This is a genomic window from Alkalinema pantanalense CENA528 (genome assembly GCF_050753345.1).
In the GTDB taxonomy this organism is placed as follows: Bacteria; Cyanobacteriota; Cyanobacteriia; order Leptolyngbyales; family Leptolyngbyaceae; genus Alkalinema; species Alkalinema pantanalense.
In genome coordinates this window covers 14,385-32,829 of the sequence record NZ_JBLZFX010000067.1, presented here as the reverse complement: position 1 = coordinate 32,829, position 18,445 = coordinate 14,385, and the positions used below count along the sequence as shown (strand labels likewise).

At 48.7% G+C, this 18,445-nt stretch carries 19 protein-coding genes and 1 tRNA gene; 10 read left to right on the top strand and 10 right to left on the bottom strand.

All coding sequences use genetic code 11. The annotated features are described in order from the left end of the window. Nucleotides 1–109 precede the first annotated feature (109 nt). Nucleotides 110–394: a Uma2 family endonuclease gene (locus tag ACN4EG_RS18915; protein WP_431631737.1), complete on the bottom strand. Its 285-nt coding sequence runs from the start codon at nt 392–394 to the stop codon at nt 110–112. Then, entirely contained in the window at nt 309–629 is a 321-nt protein-coding gene (locus tag ACN4EG_RS18910) for a hypothetical protein (protein ID WP_431631736.1), read from the bottom strand. The genes ACN4EG_RS18915 and ACN4EG_RS18910 overlap by 86 nt, the downstream gene beginning before the upstream one ends. 116 nt (nt 630–745) lie before the next feature. On the opposite strand from ACN4EG_RS18910, the gene larB reads away from it, so the two are divergent. Both larB and sipA read left to right on the top strand, forming a co-directional pair. After that, nucleotides 746–1,540 carry a nickel pincer cofactor biosynthesis protein LarB gene (larB, locus tag ACN4EG_RS18905; protein ID WP_431631735.1) on the top strand — a complete coding sequence of 265 codons (795 nt, stop codon included), beginning with the start codon at nt 746–748 and terminating at the stop codon, nt 1,538–1,540. A 100-nt stretch (nt 1,541–1,640) separates the two neighbouring features. Continuing rightward, on the top strand, nt 1,641–1,871 hold the full coding sequence (gene sipA / locus ACN4EG_RS18900; protein ID WP_431631734.1) for a regulatory protein SipA: 231 nt from the start codon (nt 1,641–1,643) through the stop codon (nt 1,869–1,871). A 149-nt stretch (nt 1,872–2,020) separates the two neighbouring features. On the opposite strand, the gene ACN4EG_RS18895 is transcribed toward sipA, so the two are convergent. Then, on the bottom strand, nt 2,021–3,415 hold the full coding sequence (locus tag ACN4EG_RS18895) for a sensor histidine kinase (RefSeq protein WP_431631733.1): 1,395 nt from the start codon (nt 3,413–3,415) through the stop codon (nt 2,021–2,023). Between the two features lie 229 nt (nt 3,416–3,644). Here ACN4EG_RS18895 and murJ point away from each other — a divergent pair, with 229 nt between their 5' ends. The 3 genes from murJ to ACN4EG_RS18880 all read left to right on the top strand — a co-directional run bounded on the left by murJ (nt 3,645) and on the right by ACN4EG_RS18880 (nt 6,302). Beyond that, entirely contained in the window at nt 3,645–5,267 is a 1,623-nt protein-coding gene (murJ, locus tag ACN4EG_RS18890; RefSeq protein ID WP_431631732.1) for a murein biosynthesis integral membrane protein MurJ, read from the top strand. A 377-nt stretch (nt 5,268–5,644) separates the two neighbouring features. Further along, nucleotides 5,645–5,716 (top strand) — tRNA-Val (locus ACN4EG_RS18885). Between the two features lie 244 nt (nt 5,717–5,960). After that, nucleotides 5,961–6,302 carry a hypothetical protein gene (locus ACN4EG_RS18880; RefSeq protein ID WP_431631731.1) on the top strand — a complete coding sequence of 114 codons (342 nt, stop codon included), beginning with the start codon at nt 5,961–5,963 and terminating at the stop codon, nt 6,300–6,302. Between the two features lie 769 nt (nt 6,303–7,071). Here the strand turns inward: ACN4EG_RS18880 and ACN4EG_RS18875 are convergent. Then, nucleotides 7,072–7,380, bottom strand: coding sequence for an RNA recognition motif domain-containing protein (locus tag ACN4EG_RS18875; RefSeq protein ID WP_190574290.1), 309 nt, complete (start codon nt 7,378–7,380; stop codon nt 7,072–7,074). A gap of 345 nt (nt 7,381–7,725) precedes the next feature. Next, on the bottom strand, nt 7,726–7,866 hold the full coding sequence (locus tag ACN4EG_RS18870) for a hypothetical protein (RefSeq protein WP_431631730.1): 141 nt from the start codon (nt 7,864–7,866) through the stop codon (nt 7,726–7,728). Nucleotides 7,867–8,052: 186 nt separating this feature from the next. Between ACN4EG_RS18870 and ACN4EG_RS18865 the strand changes: the two genes are divergently transcribed. Next, the gene (locus ACN4EG_RS18865; protein ID WP_431631729.1) at nt 8,053–8,532 is read left to right on the top strand and encodes a DUF1016 N-terminal domain-containing protein; all 480 of its coding nucleotides are present in this window, start codon (nt 8,053–8,055) and stop codon (nt 8,530–8,532) included. Here ACN4EG_RS18865 and ACN4EG_RS18860 read toward each other — a convergent pair. Then, nucleotides 8,516–8,920, bottom strand: coding sequence for a hypothetical protein (locus tag ACN4EG_RS18860; protein ID WP_431631728.1), 405 nt, complete (start codon nt 8,918–8,920; stop codon nt 8,516–8,518). The two genes, ACN4EG_RS18865 and ACN4EG_RS18860, sit on opposite strands and share 17 nt — an antisense overlap. A gap of 143 nt (nt 8,921–9,063) precedes the next feature. Here ACN4EG_RS18860 and lipB point away from each other — a divergent pair, with 143 nt between their 5' ends. Both lipB and ACN4EG_RS18850 read left to right on the top strand, forming a co-directional pair. Further along, the gene (lipB, locus tag ACN4EG_RS18855; protein ID WP_431631727.1) at nt 9,064–9,759 is read left to right on the top strand and encodes a lipoyl(octanoyl) transferase LipB; all 696 of its coding nucleotides are present in this window, start codon (nt 9,064–9,066) and stop codon (nt 9,757–9,759) included. Between the two features lie 65 nt (nt 9,760–9,824). Next, nucleotides 9,825–10,550 (top strand): Uma2 family endonuclease, encoded by a 726-nt coding sequence (locus tag ACN4EG_RS18850; RefSeq protein ID WP_431631726.1) that lies wholly within the window; start codon nt 9,825–9,827, stop codon nt 10,548–10,550. A 26-nt stretch (nt 10,551–10,576) separates the two neighbouring features. Here ACN4EG_RS18850 and nagA read toward each other — a convergent pair whose 3' ends face one another. Both nagA and ACN4EG_RS18840 read right to left on the bottom strand, forming a co-directional pair. Continuing rightward, the gene (gene nagA, locus ACN4EG_RS18845) at nt 10,577–11,788 is read right to left on the bottom strand and encodes an N-acetylglucosamine-6-phosphate deacetylase (RefSeq protein ID WP_431631725.1); all 1,212 of its coding nucleotides are present in this window, start codon (nt 11,786–11,788) and stop codon (nt 10,577–10,579) included. Nucleotides 11,789–11,913: 125 nt separating this feature from the next. After that, nucleotides 11,914–12,852: a glycosyltransferase family 2 protein gene (locus ACN4EG_RS18840; RefSeq protein WP_431631723.1), complete on the bottom strand. Its 939-nt coding sequence runs from the start codon at nt 12,850–12,852 to the stop codon at nt 11,914–11,916. Nucleotides 12,853–13,762: 910 nt separating this feature from the next. On the opposite strand from ACN4EG_RS18840, the gene ACN4EG_RS18835 reads away from it, so the two are divergent. Next, nucleotides 13,763–15,310 carry an ammonium transporter gene (locus ACN4EG_RS18835; RefSeq protein WP_431631722.1) on the top strand — a complete coding sequence of 516 codons (1,548 nt, stop codon included), beginning with the start codon at nt 13,763–13,765 and terminating at the stop codon, nt 15,308–15,310. A gap of 215 nt (nt 15,311–15,525) precedes the next feature. On the opposite strand, the gene ACN4EG_RS18830 is transcribed toward ACN4EG_RS18835, so the two are convergent. Together ACN4EG_RS18830 and ACN4EG_RS18825 are read right to left on the bottom strand one after the other, a co-directional pair. Then, a complete protein-coding gene (locus tag ACN4EG_RS18830) occupies nt 15,526–15,720 on the bottom strand; it encodes a heavy-metal-associated domain-containing protein (RefSeq protein WP_431631720.1) in 195 nt (64 codons plus the stop codon). Nucleotides 15,721–15,990: 270 nt separating this feature from the next. Beyond that, entirely contained in the window at nt 15,991–17,391 is a 1,401-nt protein-coding gene (locus tag ACN4EG_RS18825; protein WP_431631719.1) for an acyltransferase family protein, read from the bottom strand. Between the two features lie 672 nt (nt 17,392–18,063). Here ACN4EG_RS18825 and ACN4EG_RS18820 point away from each other — a divergent pair. Further along, the gene (locus ACN4EG_RS18820) at nt 18,064–18,360 is read left to right on the top strand and encodes a hypothetical protein (RefSeq protein ID WP_431631718.1); all 297 of its coding nucleotides are present in this window, start codon (nt 18,064–18,066) and stop codon (nt 18,358–18,360) included. Nucleotides 18,361–18,445 lie beyond the last annotated feature (85 nt).

Sequence of the window (18,445 nt, the reverse complement as noted above, 5' to 3'; positions counted from 1 at the left end):
CGAAGCGAGCCGCAATGGATGACACGTTTATGCTCCAAGTCTTAGCCGCTGCGTTGCCCGACTCGGGTAAAGACTCCACCCCTAGTTGTCAATAGCGTTTGAGATGCGCTTACCCTGTGACCCAACCTTCCATTTCTTCAATAATCATTAAGTATTCCCTGGATGACTCCGCCGATTCTGTCCCCCGCAGCCAACCCATCAGATCGATCGTGTCGGGATCGTACAGGTAATATTCCTCAACGCCGTATTGTTGGTAGAACTGAAACTTTTTCGCCATCTCTTTGAGGCGATTTCCCGGCGAGAGGATTTCAAACACGACCTGTGGGGCCAAGTTGTCTTCCTTCCATTGCTGATAGGAGCCTCGGTAGCCCTTGGGTCGGCCAAACACGACCATGGCATCGGGAGCCTGCCGCAGATTTGTTATTCCCTTCTACGGGATACCAGAGCAAATCCCCTGCGACAAAAACGTTGGCATCGTTGGCAAATAAAAGTTCCAGATTTTCCTTAATCGTGACGATCCACTGGAATTGCAGGGTGTTGTCGGCCATGGGCTGCCCGTCGCTGTCGGGATAGTGAATATCGGGACGATCGCTGGCTGTCGGCTGGGGCTGATTTAGTTGGGTAACCATGGTTCCCTCGTGATGGGGGATGGATGGAATGGACGATAGAATTCCGGCGAATGGAGTCGAGAAGGGGGTAAGTCAATGGTAGGTTAGTTCCAGTGTAATTGATTTTCTGCGGCACTATGACCCACCCGGAACAGATTCGATCGCTGCTGCAAGCCGTTGCCCAAGGCCATCTCAGCCCCGATCGGGCGTTGGAAACTCTCAAGGATTTTGCCTTTGAAAAGGTGGGAGATTTTGCCCATGTGGATCACCATCGCACCATGCGAACAGGCTTTCCGGAGGTGATTTGGGGGCCGGGAAAAACACCGGAGCAAATTGCCCAAATTATGGAGTCGATGCGCGATCGCACATCGGTGGTGATGGCGACACGGGTGGAACGGGAGGTCTACGATTGGATTCGGCAGATGGTGCCCCAGGTGGAGTATTTCGATCGGGCCAAGATTTGCGCTTTACGATCGGCCCCTCCCCAGGCCATCCCAGGCACGATCGGCATCCTCTCGGCGGGGACAGCGGATTTGCCTGTGGCAGAGGAAGCTGCGATTACGGCGGAGTTGTCAGGGTGTTCTGTGAAGCGGTTGTGGGATGTGGGGGTGGCGGGGATTCATCGGTTACTCAGTAATCGCCATATTATTGCCGATGCTGATGTCTTAATTGTTGTGGCAGGTATGGAGGGTGCATTGCCCAGCGTGGTGGGTGGGCTAGCAGATTGTCCGGTGATTGCTGTTCCGACAAGTATTGGCTATGGTGCTAGCTTTAATGGATTAGCCGCATTGCTAGGAATGTTGAATTCCTGTGCCGCAGGCATTGGTGTCGTTAATATCGATAATGGATTTGGAGCAGCGATGCTGGCAGGGCAAATTTTAAGAACCGCCCAGCGATTACACAATCGATCGTTGGGGCCGCAACCGCGCTAGGAGAGAGAATGCAGCCCCGATCGAACCCCCATCAGGTGTTTTACATTAAGCTGTAAACAGAATTACCCCCATCTATTCACTTCTTATTGAGTCAACCATTATGTCAAAAGAATTCCCGATCGGTGCCAAGGTTCGATTGATTAAACAACCGCCTTACATTAAAACCGCAGAACCCAAACCGATGCTGCGCCCCTCTCAAGTCGTTTGTGTGGGAGAAGAGGGCATTGTTTTAGATCGATATCCCAGCGATACTTGGGGCATTCGGTTTGAGCGGGGAGCCTTTCTGCTCGATAGCCAATACCTTGAACTGGTCATTCCCGAACCTTCCTAAGGGAACAGCGTACCAATAAAAGTCCAAATGGGTAGATGGGTGGACGGGGCGGTGGGTGACTGAATCAGGGCTGCGATTGCTGAGCAAGTTTCTAACGGCTCCCAATTAAGCCGCGATCGTAAAGCCCCAACCTCCCCTACGGATAGTTATCACAATGGGATTAACATTTCAAATTCTGTGTTAATACCTTCCTCTAAGATATCCTCGGGATTCATCCGGGTTCGCACCTTTAGCATTCCCTTATGGCGATGGGTGATGATCCGATAGCTAGTCACCAAACTGGTTTCCGTACCCATTAGATGCGGATCAAGAAAACTGGCTTGCAACTGTTGCTGTTCTTCCAGTGACATCGGAGCAGCATTATTGCCAATACGAATCGAAATCCAGCGGGTTCCACTGCCATCTAGGGAACAAGTTTCCGTCGTTACCATAATGCAAGAATCCACCGGAGTCAGGGGCTTGCCGTAAATATTTAATGATTCCGTTTGCCAGGTTTCCGCTACTGCCCGCACCAACAACCGCTCAATGCCTTGGCTGAGAAGATTTAAAAAGACTTGGGTAATTTGACCAATGAAACAAGGCACAGGCGGCAAATGTCCATAGTGCTTGACGATCGTTAGTTCATTTTTGAGGCGACTTTTTAGTAAGAGCAATACCCCATCCAAACAATCGTGAAGGTTAGCAGGAGTCGGATACACTTCATCAATATGGCAGAAGTTTTGTAGACTGGAGGCCAATTTGGAGAGGCGATCGGCCCCAGTCCGAATACTTTCTAGGGTTTTAGGAATATCATCCCGCAGATAATCAATTTCAATTTCCTCCCGCAGGGCCGCGATATGGGGCGGGGGAGTCGGCATGACTTTTTCGTAGGCTTCTATCAAGCTGTAGACGTCTTTGACATAGCTGGATAGGTGACTGAGGTTTCCCCAAATAAAGCTAACTGGATCCAAGATTTCATGGGCCACCCCATCGACTAAACGCCCTAGGCTGGCCATCTTATCGCTGCGAATCATCTGTACCTGCATACGCTCCTGCCAAACCTGCATCTCAATGCCACGAATTTGCCAGTAGGCGGAGTTTAATTGATGGGATTCCAGCAGACTGTAGGTGTCATCGGCCAGTTGCACCACAATCGGTTCACTGCCCAAAATCTGCGATCGGCGCAACACTTGCTGAGCGGCCAGTAAGATTTGGGTATTCCCAGGCAGGGTGAGGCAGGTTGTCCGGGCATAGCTGTAGAGCACCTTCAGGGATTTATTCAAAAACATTTTGCCGCCTTGGGGTCGCAGCAAATATTCTAAAAAACGGCTACGGGAGAGCATTCCCACCCAATTTCCCCGATCGAGCAACGTCACACCCGGTAAGTCTGGATTATTTTCAAAAACCTGCGCCAGATCCCGCCCGAGGATTTGGATGTCAACCGGGCAATTGTATAGCGGTAAATCCTTGAGCGTGGAGTCTAGGGTGAGTGGTCGATCGTTGCCACCTAACACCGTGGGCACTGCGATCGTCGGTTCTGGTGGATGCTGAGTTGATACAGACACAATCTTCTCCCTAGACAACGGCGCAAATCAATTACCTTACGGTTCCCAAATTTGGCTCCTAGAGGATCAAACAGATAGGAGAAAAGCAGATTTTCTGGCCACAACGCCCTCTTTGGCTGCAAATACCATGAATTAGGGCAAGAATTCGTGCAAATTTTGGGGAAGAACGCTGAACCGACCGAGAGGTGATTAAATAGGGAGGTTGTTAGTTTAGCCAACCTCAACCCGCGTGTCCGAAGAAGCCCCCAAAAAGCGATCGCTGGTCAATATTGCCAGCATTGTGGCCGTTGCCACTCTGATTAGTAAAGTCTTTGGCCTAGTGCGCCAAGTGGCCCTAGCCGCTGCCTTTGGGGTGGGATCCGCCTACGGAGCCTATCAGTATTCCACCATCATTCCTAGCTTCTTTCTAATTCTGTTAGGGGGCATTAACGGGCCATTCCACAGTGCCATGGTCAGTGTTTTGGCCAAGAAAGAGAAAAAGGATGTGGCCCCGATCGTGGAAACGGTGTCTACGATGGTGGGCTTGGTGCTGTTGGGGATGACGGTGCTGGTGGTCATCCTGGCTCCCTATCTGATTACGCTAATTGCACCGGGATTGGTCACCAAAGCGCCGGAAGTGCGGGACATTGCGATTCAGCAATTGCGGATCATGGCTCCCACCTTTTGGTTTGCGGGGATGATTGGCATTGGCTTTGGGGCGTTGAATGCCTCGGATATCTACTGGTTACCGTCGGTCAGTCCGTTGATTTCCAGTTTGGCGGTGGTGGCGGCGGTGGCCGGACTGGCAATTACCCTGGGCAGCAAGATTGCCGCACCAGAAAATGCGCTCTTGGGCGGGATGGTGCTAGCGGGGGCCTTTGTGGCGGGGACGGTGTTGCAGTGGATTGCCCAGGCGATCGTGCAGAAGCGAGAGGGGTTAGGCAATTTACGGCTCCGCTTTGACTGGCACAATCCGGCGGTGAAGGAAGTGACGCGAGTGATGGGGCCAGCGCTGTTTGCGTCGGGAATGTTGCAGATCAATGTCTATACGGACATGATTTTTACGTCCTTTTTGCCCAATCCGGCGGCGGCAGTGTCTGCGTTGGACTATGCCAATTTACTGGTGCAGACGCCCCTAGGGATTCTGTCCAATATGATTTTGGTGCCGTTTTTACCCGTATTTTCCCGCTTGACTAGTCCAGAAAATTGGCCAGAGCTAAAACAGCGGATTCGGCAGGGGGTGCTGATTACAGCGATCGCGATGTTACCCTTGGGAGCGTTGATTATTACGTTGTCAAAGCCGATCGTGCGCATTGTCTACGAGCGGGGAGCATTTGATCCCAATGCGTCCTATATTGTGGGTTCGGTGTTGGTGGCCTATGCGGTAGGGATGTTTGTTTATTTAGGTCGGGATGTGTTGGTGCGGGTGTTTTATGCGTTGGGCGATGGCAATACACCGTTTCGCATTAGCATGGTCAATATTTTCCTAAATGCGTTGTTTGATTATTTGCTCTTGCCGTTGGGGGCACCGGGGTTGGTGTTAGCGACAGTGAGTGTGAATGTGATTTCAATGGTGGCGTTAACCTATTATCTCAACCGTAAGTTACATGGTTTAGGCTGGCAATCCTGGGGTTTTGCGATCGGGGGATTGACGATCGCCAGTGGCCTTGCGGGACTGGCAAGTTGGGGAATTCTGACGCAGTTGGAAAAGCTGTTGGGAACGGAAGGCGTGGGCATTCAACTGGTGCAGTTGGCGATCGCGGGGGGTGGCGGTTTGGCGGTGTTTGGAGCGATCTCGAGTCAGTTGCGGTTGCCAGAGTTGAATTTGTTTGTGGGGCGGTTATTAGGTCGATTTCAGCGGCGCAAGGGGTAAGGGATTTGCAAAGAAATAATATCCCCTCTTCATTCCCCTACCCTCCTACCCTTTTACTCTCCTACCCCTACCCAATTGGGATTTTATTTATGTGCTGCTCCCTAATGGTGGGCGATCGGGCGGATCAATCCATTATCTGCAAAAATCGTATCTAAAAATAAAAACCCCGACCGGAGTCAGGGTTCATCATCAGGGTGCATCTACCACTCCACTCTTCTAAGCAGGGAAGGATGATCCGGAAAAATTGAAAATTGTGCTCAAATTTGCTGGATAGTTAGGTTTTAGGAGTCTTGTTGTGGGGCTGGGCGCGGGGAGCTAGATTTTTTTGGAGTAATGGCTTGTTTTTACGATCGGACTTTGTTATATTGGCGAAGCGCGGGCAGTTAGCACAGTGGTAGCGCACTTCCTTCACACGGAAGGGGTCACAAGTTCGAATCTTGTACTGCCCATCAGTAATACAGGCTCTACGCAAGGGTTTTAACGCACTTCCCCAAAAGATCGACTAGGTGAGTTTGGACTAGTTTGGGTGAATTTGGGAGTCAAAATAAGGGCAGATTATGGGCAGTGTTTTACAGCCCTAATTTAGGCAGTTGAGGTGCTTGCATCAATATCCCGCCGTCGCTCCTTCTCGTTCGACAGGTCATAGGCATCGCCTATAATCAAAGCGAGAGCAACTTCTTGAGGGTAACACCAATGAACCTGCTTGATTCACGCAGCATCAAAAGTCTAAATCTCCACATCCTACTAAAATTCGTAGGCGAACAATTCGTTGCTTCTGTCGTCGAACTAAACGACTGCCAAGTCACAGCACCCACTAGAGAAGCTGCGATCGAAGCCCTCCAAAAATTAGTCACAGCCCACCTTACCGGAACAGAGGTACTCAGCTTTCCAGTGATTCCAGAAGAATCCATAACTGAACAGGAAAATCCTTGGACAGAATTCATGGGTATGTACAAAGGCGATCCCGACTTTGCCGAAATTATGACAGAAATGCGCGCCGAACGTGGACTCGAAGCTCACCCTTCGATCGGATAGAAACGCCATGAGCCTCTGGATTTTGGACACAGATACCGCCTCTTTACTACTCTGGGAAATTCCAATGTCACTCGCCAAGTTCAAGCCGCAGGGAAAGACGTTGTTATTACAATCATCACGGCTCAAGAACTTTTTAACGGCTAGGTTGTACGAATTAACGCCGCTGTAGCATTGGCTAACCAAGCAACAGTTGTGACTTGCAACTATCGAGATTTTTCATTAGTTCTAGGTTTATCGATCGTTGATTGGTCACAATAGTCTTAATTAGGTGGGCCGAGAGCAGCTTGAGATACGCGATCGTGCATCAACATCATCAGGCATCCAAATCATCTCCACCCGCTTCAACATCCACCAATCCATTCATTAGGCAGTTTTTGGCAAACAGTGACGCGCCAACACTTGCACTTGCACTGAATTAGCGGCAGCCTTCGCGATGGTCTACGACCGACCATGGGTCATCGCCCGCCAATCATCAGCCGTCAAAGTTTGTTCCACAACCTGCTGTACTCTCTCGTTTAGACCTGCGCGATCAGCTTACCGGACATCATCCAAATCCAGAACAGTCCACAATTCTTGCTGTATTTCCAAGGGCAGCTGAGCCAATCAACGTACCACAACGTCCACACACGGGTAGTGCCCTTCAGGGCACTACCGAATTAAGCAGCCCTAAATTGCTGAGTTAGAACCAAGAAGGGTTCAAGCAGAAATGCTTGAACCCTTCTCGTTCGGTCTGACCTCTACAGCCAGACTACTACCTCAGCTTCGATATTTAGTAGCCACGAGAGAAGCTGTTACCGCTTCTACGATTGCCACCAAATGAGCCGCCGCCGCGATCTTCACGAGGCTTAGCTTTATTAACTTTTAAATCACGACCCATCCACTCCGCACCGTCTAGTGCTTCAATGGCAACCGTTTCCTCAGAATCCGCACTCATTTCTACGAAACCAAAGCCACGCATACGACCAGTTTCACGATCTACGGGAAGCTGAACTCGCTTTACAGATCCATACTCTGCAAATACAGAAGTCAGATCGGCATCAGTAACGTCATAGGACAGGTTGCCTACATAAATTGACATAGCTTGTCTCCAAAAATTGAAGGATATGTAGAGTAAATTTTCGGAGAGAAGTCTGTCAAAGGAGAAACTTGAAAACTTGTTAATACTAGGAACAAATGCTGCTAACCGATGTTTGTGCTCTAGAAACTAGGATAGCACGTTCGGAAAGCTTCTAGGGATTTTGAGTTGTAAGATCAACAAAAATTTAGGGAGTATTTTTACTTATTATTGGCCGGTAGTCTAATCGGGTCGAGGAGGGAATTTAACCCTCCCCTCCCACACCACCTGCCATGCGGGTCCGCAATGGGCAGATCAGGTCGCCGCGCAAACAACACTGATGACTTAAACGTAACCTTGAGCTTGTTTCTACAGTTGCTTAATTGAGAGCAATCCCTGTTTCTTTAACCATTCATAGGTCATTCCCGTTTGCGTTGCCAACGTCTTTGACAAGCGCCAATAGCCTTTACGACTAATGCCCGTCAAAGTCGCATGACGCTTACTTGTCACCAGTTTGAGCAGGTTGGTAATGCGTGTCCATGCCTACGGCAGGCTGCGCCAACGGTCTGCACCATTGCTTCTGGTGATTTCACCAGGGCACACCAACAGACCCTTTTGAACGTTCTGCAACCTAAGCATTTGGTGGAATAGAATTAATCCACGAGTTGACACAATTGATCACTGATAACATATCCTTTGCAACCCCAATTTACTGAAGTTCTCACCCTGATTCAATCGGCTCAGCAAAAAGTTCTTGCCAACACGAACCAGGAATTGATCAAACTTTATTGGAGCATCGGAAAATATATCAGCGATCGCATGACCGCATCCGAATGGGGACAAAAAACGATCGAACAACTTGCAGCGTTCATTCAAGCTCAAGAACCCGGCATCAAAGGCTTTGAAAAGCGCAACTTTGAGAGAATGCGCCAATTTTATGAAACCTATCCCGATTCACAGATTACGACCGCACTGCGGACGCAATTGAGTTGGACGCACCATCGCATCATCATGTCGCGCTGTAAGTCTGAAGCTGAACGCCTTTTCTATCTCGAACTTGCTGCTACTGAACGCTACAGCACCCGTGAACTCGATGACCTTCGGTCGGTCGTAGACCATCGTCAAATCAACAGCGGTATCTTCGAGCGCACTCGCCTTGCTAGTCATTTGAACTAACGATCGGCTTGCGGGAGTGCCACCATTCCCGTTGTTCAGGCGACAGCTTAACCGAATACAGCGTAATCACCATGGGCTTAGTGCGGTGCTCCTGGCCGACAATTTCCACACTGTAGGACGGGCTACCCTTAGTCGCCATGTCAGGCACGTAGCGCTTGCCAATGCGTCGCCAACTGGGTTCTTTGCCATGCCATTCGATGCGGCAACAGGGATAGGGCAACTGCTCCCGATCGAACAACCGACAGCATGGCCCAATGATGCGATAGGTATAGTGGCAACCGGGACTCAACAGAATATGCCCCGACTCCAACGGATGGGCTTCGGGTTGGTGGTAGTCGGGCTGCGACCAGGGCATCCCAGTATGGCGAGTGGGGTTGGGGAGATTCACGGCAATTCCTCAACAGGTTCCAAGGGAAGGTTTGGAGAGAATCTGCAACAATTGAGATTCCAGAACTGACGATCGCCCAAGCAAACGCGATCGCTAGATTCGTAGTTTACAGTGCTTTGTTCAAGTTGGAGACACTATATCTAGTGGTACTTGAGAAAAATTTAGCAGAAAATCGTCGATCGTGCCGCCTGCATCACCCTGGATTAGTGCCCTATGCAGAGGCGTGGGCATGGCAGCAGCAACAGGTGCGAGATCGCAAAGCCCAACTCGAAGCTGGATTGGATCCCGAAGATGTCTTGGCGTTATTAGAGCATCCGCCCGTTTATACCTTAGGGCAGGGATCCGATGAAGGATTTCTCAAATTTAATCCCCAGTCTAGCGAATATGAACTGCATCGCATTGAACGGGGGGGGGAAGTCACTTACCACTGTCCCGGACAGATCGTGGGATATCCGATTTTAAACTTGCAGCATTACCGCAAGGACTTGCACTGGTACCTGCGGCAGTTGGAGGAAGTGATTATTCAAGTCTTGGCAGAATATGGGTTGCAGGGCGATCGGGTGCCAGGGTTAACGGGCGTTTGGGTTGAGGGGGCCAAGGTCGCCGCGATCGGCATTAAGGTGAGTCGCTGGATTACGATGCACGGCTTTGCGCTAAATGTCTGCCCAGATTTGACAGGATTTAGTCGCATTGTGCCCTGCGGCATTACAGACAAACCCGTAGGACGCATGGCCGATTGGCTTCCTGATTTAACTGTTGAGCAAGTTTTACCGATCGTGGCTCAGAAGTTTGCTGAAGTATTTGAAGTCTCATTCAGTTCGCACTACAGTCTTGGTTGACTCAGTCTTGGTTGACTCAGTCTTGGTTGCTGATCGCGACTGCAACTTGTAATTGCAACTCGTGATTGCAACGCCACGCCAACCAAGCCCAACGCTATAATCACCAGAACACCCCAACCGTCCACACCCACTCCATCATGGTCACGGTCATCCCCAGCGAATCCCCACCCACCCGCGAGCAGGAACGTATCTTGCTCCAAAGTATCACCTGGGAAACCTTTCAGGGTTTAATTCAAGAACTCGAAACCCAGCCCAGTAAACGGCTCACCTACGACAATGGAAACCTGGAGATTTGGATGCCGTTACCACCCCACGAACGATACAAGAAATTTTTCGCACGTTTGGTGGAAGTCCTAACGGAAGAACAAGAAATTGAAATTTGTAGCTTAGGTTCCTGTACTTGGAGCCGCGCCGACCTCGCAAAAGGTGTTGAAGCCGACGAATGTTACTACATCCAAAACGAACCCGCCATTCGCGGACGTATGACCATCGACCTCGCAATCGACCCGCCCCCCGACCTCGCGATCGAAGTTGATATGACCAGCCTTTCCCTGCCCCGCTTGCCCATCTACGGAGCATTGGGCATCCCCGAAATTTGGCGCTACGACGGTGCTCGATCGCAGATTCTGGTGTGGCAAATAGACGAATATCAACCTGTTGAACGATCGATCTGTTTACCGATTGTGACACCTGGTGTCCTCGACAATTTCTTGGCTCAAGTTTTGACCATGGGAGAAACCAGTTGGGTTAAATCCATCAGAACCTGGGTGAGAACGGATGGGAAACCGTGATATGGGAGATGATGGCATTTCGATCGTCACAATTCCGTTAAGCGTTGCCATTGCAGCAGCCCTTGGTCATTCTGGTGCCATCGCAACAGGTTGTCTTGGGATTGGCCGATGTAATCGGTAGACAGGCCAATTGCCTGACGGGGGGCGATGGTCGCAAGGGCGATCGCTGTTTCTGGAGGACAAATCCCCCATTTAACGAGGTTACAAGCCCCTTCTAGCAACGGCAAAGTTGTCCCCGATAACGTCCCATCGGGTAGCCGTGCCGTGCCTGCGGTGACCTCAATTTGCCGACTATCCCAGGGATACAAGCCATCGGGTAAACCCAAGGGTGAAAGCGCATCACTCACCAGAAATAAGCCTTGATGCCCCTCGCTCGGTTGAAGACCATCTCCACTACTTGCCCGTATTAGTAAGTCCAACATTAACGGAACCACGTGTTGGCCATCGGCAATAAAGCCACACTGCACCCGATCGTCCACAATCGCAGCACCCAGTAATCCTGGTTCTCGATGGTGCAAGCTGGGCATGGCATTAAAGGCATGGGTCACCATGGTGGCACCGTGGTCAAAGGCTGCTTGAGCCTGGGTTGCCGTTGCTTGGGAATGGCCGAGACTCACGGTAATATTTAACGATCGTAAATAGTCGATCGCATCATGACTATCATCCATTTCCGGCGCAAGAGTCATAATTTTGACAACGTGAGCGTAATCATCTAGGACTAATTTCACGTTGTCTACAGTCAGCGGCAAAATAAATTCTGCTGGATGGGCCCCTCGCTTGGCCGGATTCAGAAAGGGGCCTTCTAGGTGCACGCCGATGATTTGGGCTTGGTAGGGAGAGCGGTGGGGGCGAGTCATCCAGGCATCGATCGCGGCGAGGGATTGGTGAATTTTGTAGATCGAAGTCGTGACGATCGTTGGACAGTAGGCATCCACGCCCTGATGCCAAAGGAATTGACCAACTTTCTCTAGAACCTCAATATGTCCTAGCGTTAAATCAGGAAACGCTAACCCCAAGGCTCCATTAATTTGCAGATCAACGCCCCCCAGAGAAATCCAGTCCCCTGCAACATTGATACAGTCTTCTCCCTCCAGTGGTACTTGATCTTGTTGCGGGGTGATAGAAACGATCTCACCATTGTGCAAGCCAATCGATTGACATCCCTGCAATCCAGGAATCCGGGCATTCCAGAGTGACTGATGCACATTGGTTCGATCGGCTTGCACAGGGGAACTCATGACAATAATCCTTGGCTGTCAATTGCACAGCCCTCATCATACCAATCCCCAGAAATCCCGATCCCCAGCAACCCGAAAGTCTAATTCTGGACAGCAGATTGAATCAGGGCAAACCCTATTGCATCTTAATTTGCATTGTTTAAGGAAGGGGACAAAACTCGTTGCATTTGACGGCGTAATCTACGAACCCACCAGCCGCCCATCGCTCCAATTGTTCTTCGTAAAATCGCCTGTATTTTGTATTGGGGTGGACAATGTCGTAGAACAAAATGAAGCTTTGCAGAAATCATCTCCCCAGATTTTTTGTGGAAGAATGTGTAGATAAAATCTTCCCAAAGAGAACGATCAGACTCTTCTTGTCTAGCCAATACTTGTTCTGAGGGAGTTGGCGTATCCTCCCAAATAATGGCTTGTGGAGTAACGCACACACGCATCCCCCGTCTCTTGGCCCGTAGAACCAACTCAGAGTCAGCATAGTAATGGGGCATGTGCTTCTCATCAAATAATCCAACTTGGTCAAACACCGATCGATGAAAGAGCGTTCCATTCCCCGTAACAGTATCTACGTCTAAAATATCTGCATTGCGCACTTCTGCAGGAAGGCATTGCACAGGACAATCAGCATACAGAATCCTCACTAAATGTCGATTCCAGTCCAAACCGATTCCAATGGATGCCACTAAACTTGGATCATCGAGATAATCATGGCGACTTCCTAAAATCATTAATTGGTGTTTCTGGATCATTCTAATCAGCGTTTCTAAATAGTTAGAATTGATAACACCATCGTCATTAATAGTCAAAATATAGTCATATCCTTCCTCTAATGCTTTGACCACCCCACGATTTGTAGAAGCTGTCCAATAACTATCATCATCAACGTGCAAGATGGAAATAAGGGGAAATTCCTGAAACACTGCGTCCGGAGTCCCATCACTGGAATTAGCATCTACTAAAATAATTCCCACCTCTACGGAGGTCTGTTGGGATAAACCTTTTAAAAACCGGAGGGTCTTCGATCGACGATTTCGACTAGGAACAATTGCAGCAATTCTTGGAGACATAGTGATTCCTTTGAAAAACAAATAAATTGAAGCCCGCTCTCAATAATCGATATCAATACTGGACACAACAATTAACTTGACAATTCGCTCAACAACGAAACCCAAAACTCAGCAATTTCATTCAAAATGCATCAAAATATTACGTCATAAAAAATTTTGATTTACACCCCGCTTGCGAGACATTGCCCTGAAGCGACAGTTCCTACAATTCTGAATCACGATAGGGTGCAGATCGTCACCTCAAAATTAGAATTATAGTAGAGTCTCCAAGCAAGCATGATTTAAAGCAGCCCAAGCAAAAACGATCGATCTCCTGTTACCCGTGATCCACTAGCCATAGAGAGCGATCATATATTTTTATCTATACAATTCATTCAAAAGATAAATTGCAATACTTGCATCGATCTATAGAAAAATGGCGTAACCCTTGTAGGATAAATAGTTGAGCCATTTTGAAGTGGGTTTAGCCAGACAAAAATACAGCTTTTTTCTCTCTAAAGAGTGAGGTGAGCACGAAAACAGTAGCTTTTATTACAGAATTCACCCCTCAAAATTTGGTGTCATCTTGATTATCGTTTGATAACTTAATCGGCTGTGCTATGGCTCAATTGAGCTTTACTAGCGCTCTTCATGCCTGTCTCGAAATTTTCCTGCTGGCATGGAGACAGCTACTTTACTGATCATGTGGATTAATCAGAAGTGTGTTGATTGAGACATGCTTCGTTTCACTGATGTCCTCTGGTACAGTCTATTCCATGGTGAGTCGAGTCTGGGATCTGAAAGAAATCTCGCGTCATTCAAATCCCAGGAAAAAGGGATCTCCACTACTCAGACTAGTTATGGCGATTAAGTTTATTGATTTACCGAGGAACGTCTGGTCATGATAGCTAAGAAACAAACGGAAAGACCTATGACTCGGCAATCGTCGCTTCCCCGTTGGATGCAAAAAGTGTTGGCTATCCATTGGTTGAAGCGGTTGTCGCCGAGTTGGCAAGCTTGTATTCCACTCGCTTTACTTATTGTTGGCCTGTGGAATATTGCTTCTGTTGCCAGTGAACCACCTACCTTAGAGAGTCTTGCCAAGGACGCTCAAACAATGAAGGTAGGTTTGGATACGGCTTGGGTCTTGATTGCGGGAATGCTCGTGATCTTTATGAATGCAGGGTTCGGGATGTTGGAAACCGGATTCTGTCGCCAAAAGAACGCGGTGAACGTTCTTTCTAAGAACTTAATTGTCTTTGCATTGTCCACGATCGCCTTCTGGGCAATCGGCTTTGGATTGATGTTTAGCGATGGTAACCCCATCATCGGGTCGGGCGGATTTTTCCTCTCAGGCGCAGACAATAGCCCTGCAATGGGAACTGACTATCAAGGAATTTTTGGTTCTCTAAGCTGGGCGGGTGTTCCTTTAGCCGCCAAGTTTTTCTTCCAACTGGCTTTTGCGGGTACTGCTGCAACAATTGTCTCTGGGGCAGTGGCAGAACGCATTAAGTTTGTTGACTTCCTTATCTTTAGCTTGCTCCTAGTTGGAATCGCCTATCCGATTACAGGTCACTGGATTTGGGGTGGTGGCTGGTTAGCGACTCAAGGGTTCTATGACTTTGCAGGCTCCACCGTGGTTCACGCGGTAGGTGGCTGGGCAGCACTGATGGGCGCTGCATTCCTCGGGCCTCGTCTGGGCAAATTCCGGGCCGATGGCAAACCTAATGCATTGCCCGGTCACAACATGAGTATTGCAACCCTGGGTTGCTTGATTCTCTGGTTAGGCTGGTTTGGCTTTAACCCCGGTTCCACCATGGCTGTAGGCGATGGCGCTCTGATCGCCCACATCGCGTTGACGACGAATACAGCGGCTGCCTTTGGCGGAGTTGCGGCAACGATCGTGGCTTGGTTGTATCTGGGTAAGCCGGATCTGTCCATGATCATCAACGGAATTTTGGCAGGTCTGGTAGCGGTGACTGCATCCTGTGCCTTTGTCAGCGTCCCTTCTGCGGCCATTATCGGTACGATCGGTGGCATCTTGGTAGTATTCGCAGTCGGCTTTTTCGACAGCATCAAGATTGATGACCCAGTTGGCGCTGTCTCCGTGCACTTGGTAAATGGTGTTTGGGGGACACTCGCCGTAGGTCTGTTTAGTCAGGGTGGCATTTTCGGTGCGGGTGATGTTGCACCGAAAGCTGGCTTATTCTTCAACGGTGGTATTGAGCAGCTTTGGATTCAATTCCTGGGTACCATCTGCGTTGGCGGTCTGACGGTTCTTCTCTCTAGCATCTTCTGGGTTGCACTGAAAGCAACCCTGGGCATCCGGGTGAAGCCGGAAGAGGAAATGGAGGGCTTGGATATTAGCGAACATGGGATGGAAGCCTATGCGGGTTTTGTTAAGGAAGTAGCCGGTTTGTCTGGTGCTTCTGGCGATACCTCGGGTTATCCCAGCTCCATGGGCACGCCTAAATATTAGTCCCCTTGGATCAGAAGTCAATCCTGTAGTTCCTGAACCCTTAGCCTACAGTTGAGGACTCAGGAACTAATCCACTCCTCGGTTGTTCATTGATTCACCTATCACTAACAGTACGACCCACCTATTTGCTAGGTGGGTCGCTGTTTTATATCGCGCATCGTATCCCTCGTATTCACCAGTAGATGAGAGCGAACGATCGTAAAGACAGCGAGAGATTAGGCCGGGGTATACCCTGCAGCAACAATCGCAGATCGAATCTCCACCTCAGAAGCTTGGCTATCAATTCTTACCAGCTTTGTGCCTGGATCAGCCTCAACAGTTGCATTGGGATCTATCACTGTCACCGCTTGGGTGATCGTATTGGCACAAGCGCTACACATCATATCGGGAATCGTTAGCTGAATCAGCATAATCCATTGCCTATCATTCTTGTGATTTCGTTTCCTTCATTCTACATAGAGGTGTAAATACGAGATTTGCCAAGAAATAATATCCCCTCTCCATCCCCCCTACCCTTCTACCCTTTTACCCTTTTACTCTCCTACCCTTTTACCCTCCTACCCCCTACCCAATTGGGATTTTATTTATACGCTGTTCCCTACGAGGGCTAACCACACCGAACCTAAACTATCCTGAATGATACAGAACTCAGCCATCCAGAGCTCAAATCCCCTAGAGCCTCAACTTCCAATAGAAGGCTGGTTCAAGGTTTCCGTCATGGGTCGCAAATCCTGCACATTCACCCACACAGATTTCCCCTCCCATGCAATGCAGCAGAGGTACAGTCGGGGAGCATACCGAACCGGATCTACCTGGGTAATTAACCAGCCTGCCTGATCTTGATAAATTACTCGATCGCCTAGCTGTGGAGTCCAACTTAAGGCCAGTGAAGATTGCAGAGAAGCGTCAAGCCATTTCCATAACCCAGTCACACCCCGCTGAAACTTGGGAGTTATCCAATCCACTACCATTGCCAGAGCCAACGTACCTATCATCATTCCAGGTAAAGCATGATAGTACCTATCTACATTGTCATCAACATAGAGATGCATGACACGATCGACAATAAAATTATGAATGAGGTAATAGCTATAACTATGTTTGCCAAGTTGCTTCAATAAAACAGAACAGTTAAATACTTGAGCAAGACTACGAAAAATCACCATACAGATTAAAGATAATCCTATGGCAATAAAAAATTCATTGGTAATCCACCCCGATCGATAAAACTGTCCAACAAAACCGAGGATGTAAATCGGAATTCCCAGCATTAACGCTTTACCATTACTCCAGTAAATTGCACCTTTTCCTGTTTGGTAGTGAATTGCTACAATCATGCCAACTACAAAAGTACTGAGTTTAGCGACAAAGGTCAGAAATGGCTGCCAGCCAGAATCGGCACTGACCATTACATAGGTTGGATGACCTTCTAAAATAAAGCTCGCCAAAAAACGATAGGCGCAGGTCATTACAATACTAATTAGCAGTACATTCTTCGCTCCCCAGCGATGAATTAAATACCAGAGAAACGGAAAAACTAACGCAAAACTCAAAATCAAGGGCACAAACCACCAAGGGCCATTGGTAGACAACAGTAAAAGGCCACCATAGTCAAATAGCAGTGGAAATGTGAGGCCCGCAAACATGTGCCAAGGATCGGGAATGTAGCTGTGGGTCAGGGTCCCGATCGTCCAGAGAATGGGATAGCCCACCCAAGCCACTGTCCAAAAAGGCCAGAGAATTCTTAAAAAACGCTGTCGAATAAAGGATCCAGGTTCGATCGGTCGTCCCTTGAGAGACAGCACCAAACTGAAGCCGCTAATCAACACAAACACATCTACAAACTGATAGCCAAACCAGATTGTTACACTCCACAGCGCCGTCCAAGGCCCTGTCCCCAAGGGAGTGACCGCAGTGGTCATTCGTTGCCAGTTGTCCAATAATCCCGTTGGCTGGGGCGTATAGGCATAGTGGGTCAATAGCAACTGTGCGTGATAGAGCAATAAAAATACTGCGGCAAAAATACGGATCCCTTCCAACCAAGGAAGTCTAACGTCTTTTTGCAATGGAGATTGAGTCATGCCGTATCCTCAACAAATATCGAAAGTAATTGCCAAACCAATATCAATGCTGAACGACCTGTGAATGTCAAGCAACTGTCAAAATAATGACAAACAATTGTCAAAATAATGACAAGTGGATGACAAGTGAATGTCAAGTGAATGTCAAGCTAATGACATTGGAACTGGCTTAGCTCACTCCAAAGAGTTTAATTCACACCCTATTGATTATTGATGGCTCTCATGCTCCAGCAGATCGATCGAGACAACGCTACTATCAGAGGTATATCCAACATTTCAGACGATCGATCTAGATAACACCGCTATCAGAATTGTGTCAATTTGAAATCTGGTCAATTTGAAATCAAGTCGATTTCCCCTTTCAATTAGACTCCTCTTTGTGGGTGATGTCTGCTGAAGAGCTAGCCTCTCCAGAGAACCCCACCTCCTAGGAACCCTGTCCCGGAACTTTGCGTCAAATGATGCATTCGGACTTCAGGAAAAATGCAAGACAGACTGTAGATACTGACAATACAGGAGATACCGATCAACCAGGGTGCAAAATCAGTGATTCCACGGACTGCTCGCAGGTGTCTTCCTTGAAGATACCGAATTCCCACAGTATTCGTTGATCGCTCGATCGGGTTCAATTTAGTCAGCATCTACAAGGTCGTATACCTCAAAGCGCCCATTATGTCTATTCAACTCAGTTCTGAAGATCGTCAAATTCTCATCCAACAACGGCTCAAGCGCTTCCGGAAGCAATTCTTCCATGCGTTGGCAACCTGCCGCTTACAATTCTCTCGTCGCCGCGAATGCTTAGTCATCCACTGCCCAGAACCTTGGATTGTGGATTGCTTGCTGGAGGATGTAGAAGCCTTGGCTGAAGAAGCTCGTATTATTGTGGGAGCCCGAGTCATTTCACTATACTTTGTGGGCGAAGAAGTTTATCAGGCCAGTACGGAACCCAACGTTCCCCTGGCAAGCTAATCAGAATAGCACGCTAACCTAAACCGTTGACCCAAGCGATAGAATTAAACTATTTTGAAGAGACCATTTGGCTGCCCTATTGTCT

What these genes read in the sequence shown, in the direction of transcription:
- ACN4EG_RS18915 (WP_431631737.1), bottom strand. Translation starts at nt 394, where the DNA reads ATGGTCGTGTTTGGCCGACCCAAGGGCTACCGAGGCTCCTATCAGCAA.
- ACN4EG_RS18910 (WP_431631736.1), bottom strand. Translation starts at nt 629, where the DNA reads ATGGTTACCCAACTAAATCAGCCCCAGCCGACAGCCAGCGATCGTCCC.
- larB (WP_431631735.1), top strand. Translation starts at nt 746, where the DNA reads ATGACCCACCCGGAACAGATTCGATCGCTGCTGCAAGCCGTTGCCCAA.
- sipA (WP_431631734.1), top strand. Translation starts at nt 1,641, where the DNA reads ATGTCAAAAGAATTCCCGATCGGTGCCAAGGTTCGATTGATTAAACAA.
- ACN4EG_RS18880 (WP_431631731.1), top strand. Translation starts at nt 5,961, where the DNA reads ATGAACCTGCTTGATTCACGCAGCATCAAAAGTCTAAATCTCCACATC.
- ACN4EG_RS18875 (WP_190574290.1), bottom strand. Translation starts at nt 7,380, where the DNA reads ATGTCAATTTATGTAGGCAACCTGTCCTATGACGTTACTGATGCCGAT.
- nagA (WP_431631725.1), bottom strand. Translation starts at nt 11,788, where the DNA reads ATGAGTTCCCCTGTGCAAGCCGATCGAACCAATGTGCATCAGTCACTC.
- ACN4EG_RS18840 (WP_431631723.1), bottom strand. Translation starts at nt 12,852, where the DNA reads ATGTCTCCAAGAATTGCTGCAATTGTTCCTAGTCGAAATCGTCGATCG.
- ACN4EG_RS18835 (WP_431631722.1), top strand. Translation starts at nt 13,763, where the DNA reads ATGACTCGGCAATCGTCGCTTCCCCGTTGGATGCAAAAAGTGTTGGCT.
- ACN4EG_RS18830 (WP_431631720.1), bottom strand. Translation starts at nt 15,720, where the DNA reads ATGCTGATTCAGCTAACGATTCCCGATATGATGTGTAGCGCTTGTGCC.
- ACN4EG_RS18825 (WP_431631719.1), bottom strand. Translation starts at nt 17,391, where the DNA reads ATGACTCAATCTCCATTGCAAAAAGACGTTAGACTTCCTTGGTTGGAA.
- ACN4EG_RS18820 (WP_431631718.1), top strand. Translation starts at nt 18,064, where the DNA reads ATGTCTATTCAACTCAGTTCTGAAGATCGTCAAATTCTCATCCAACAA.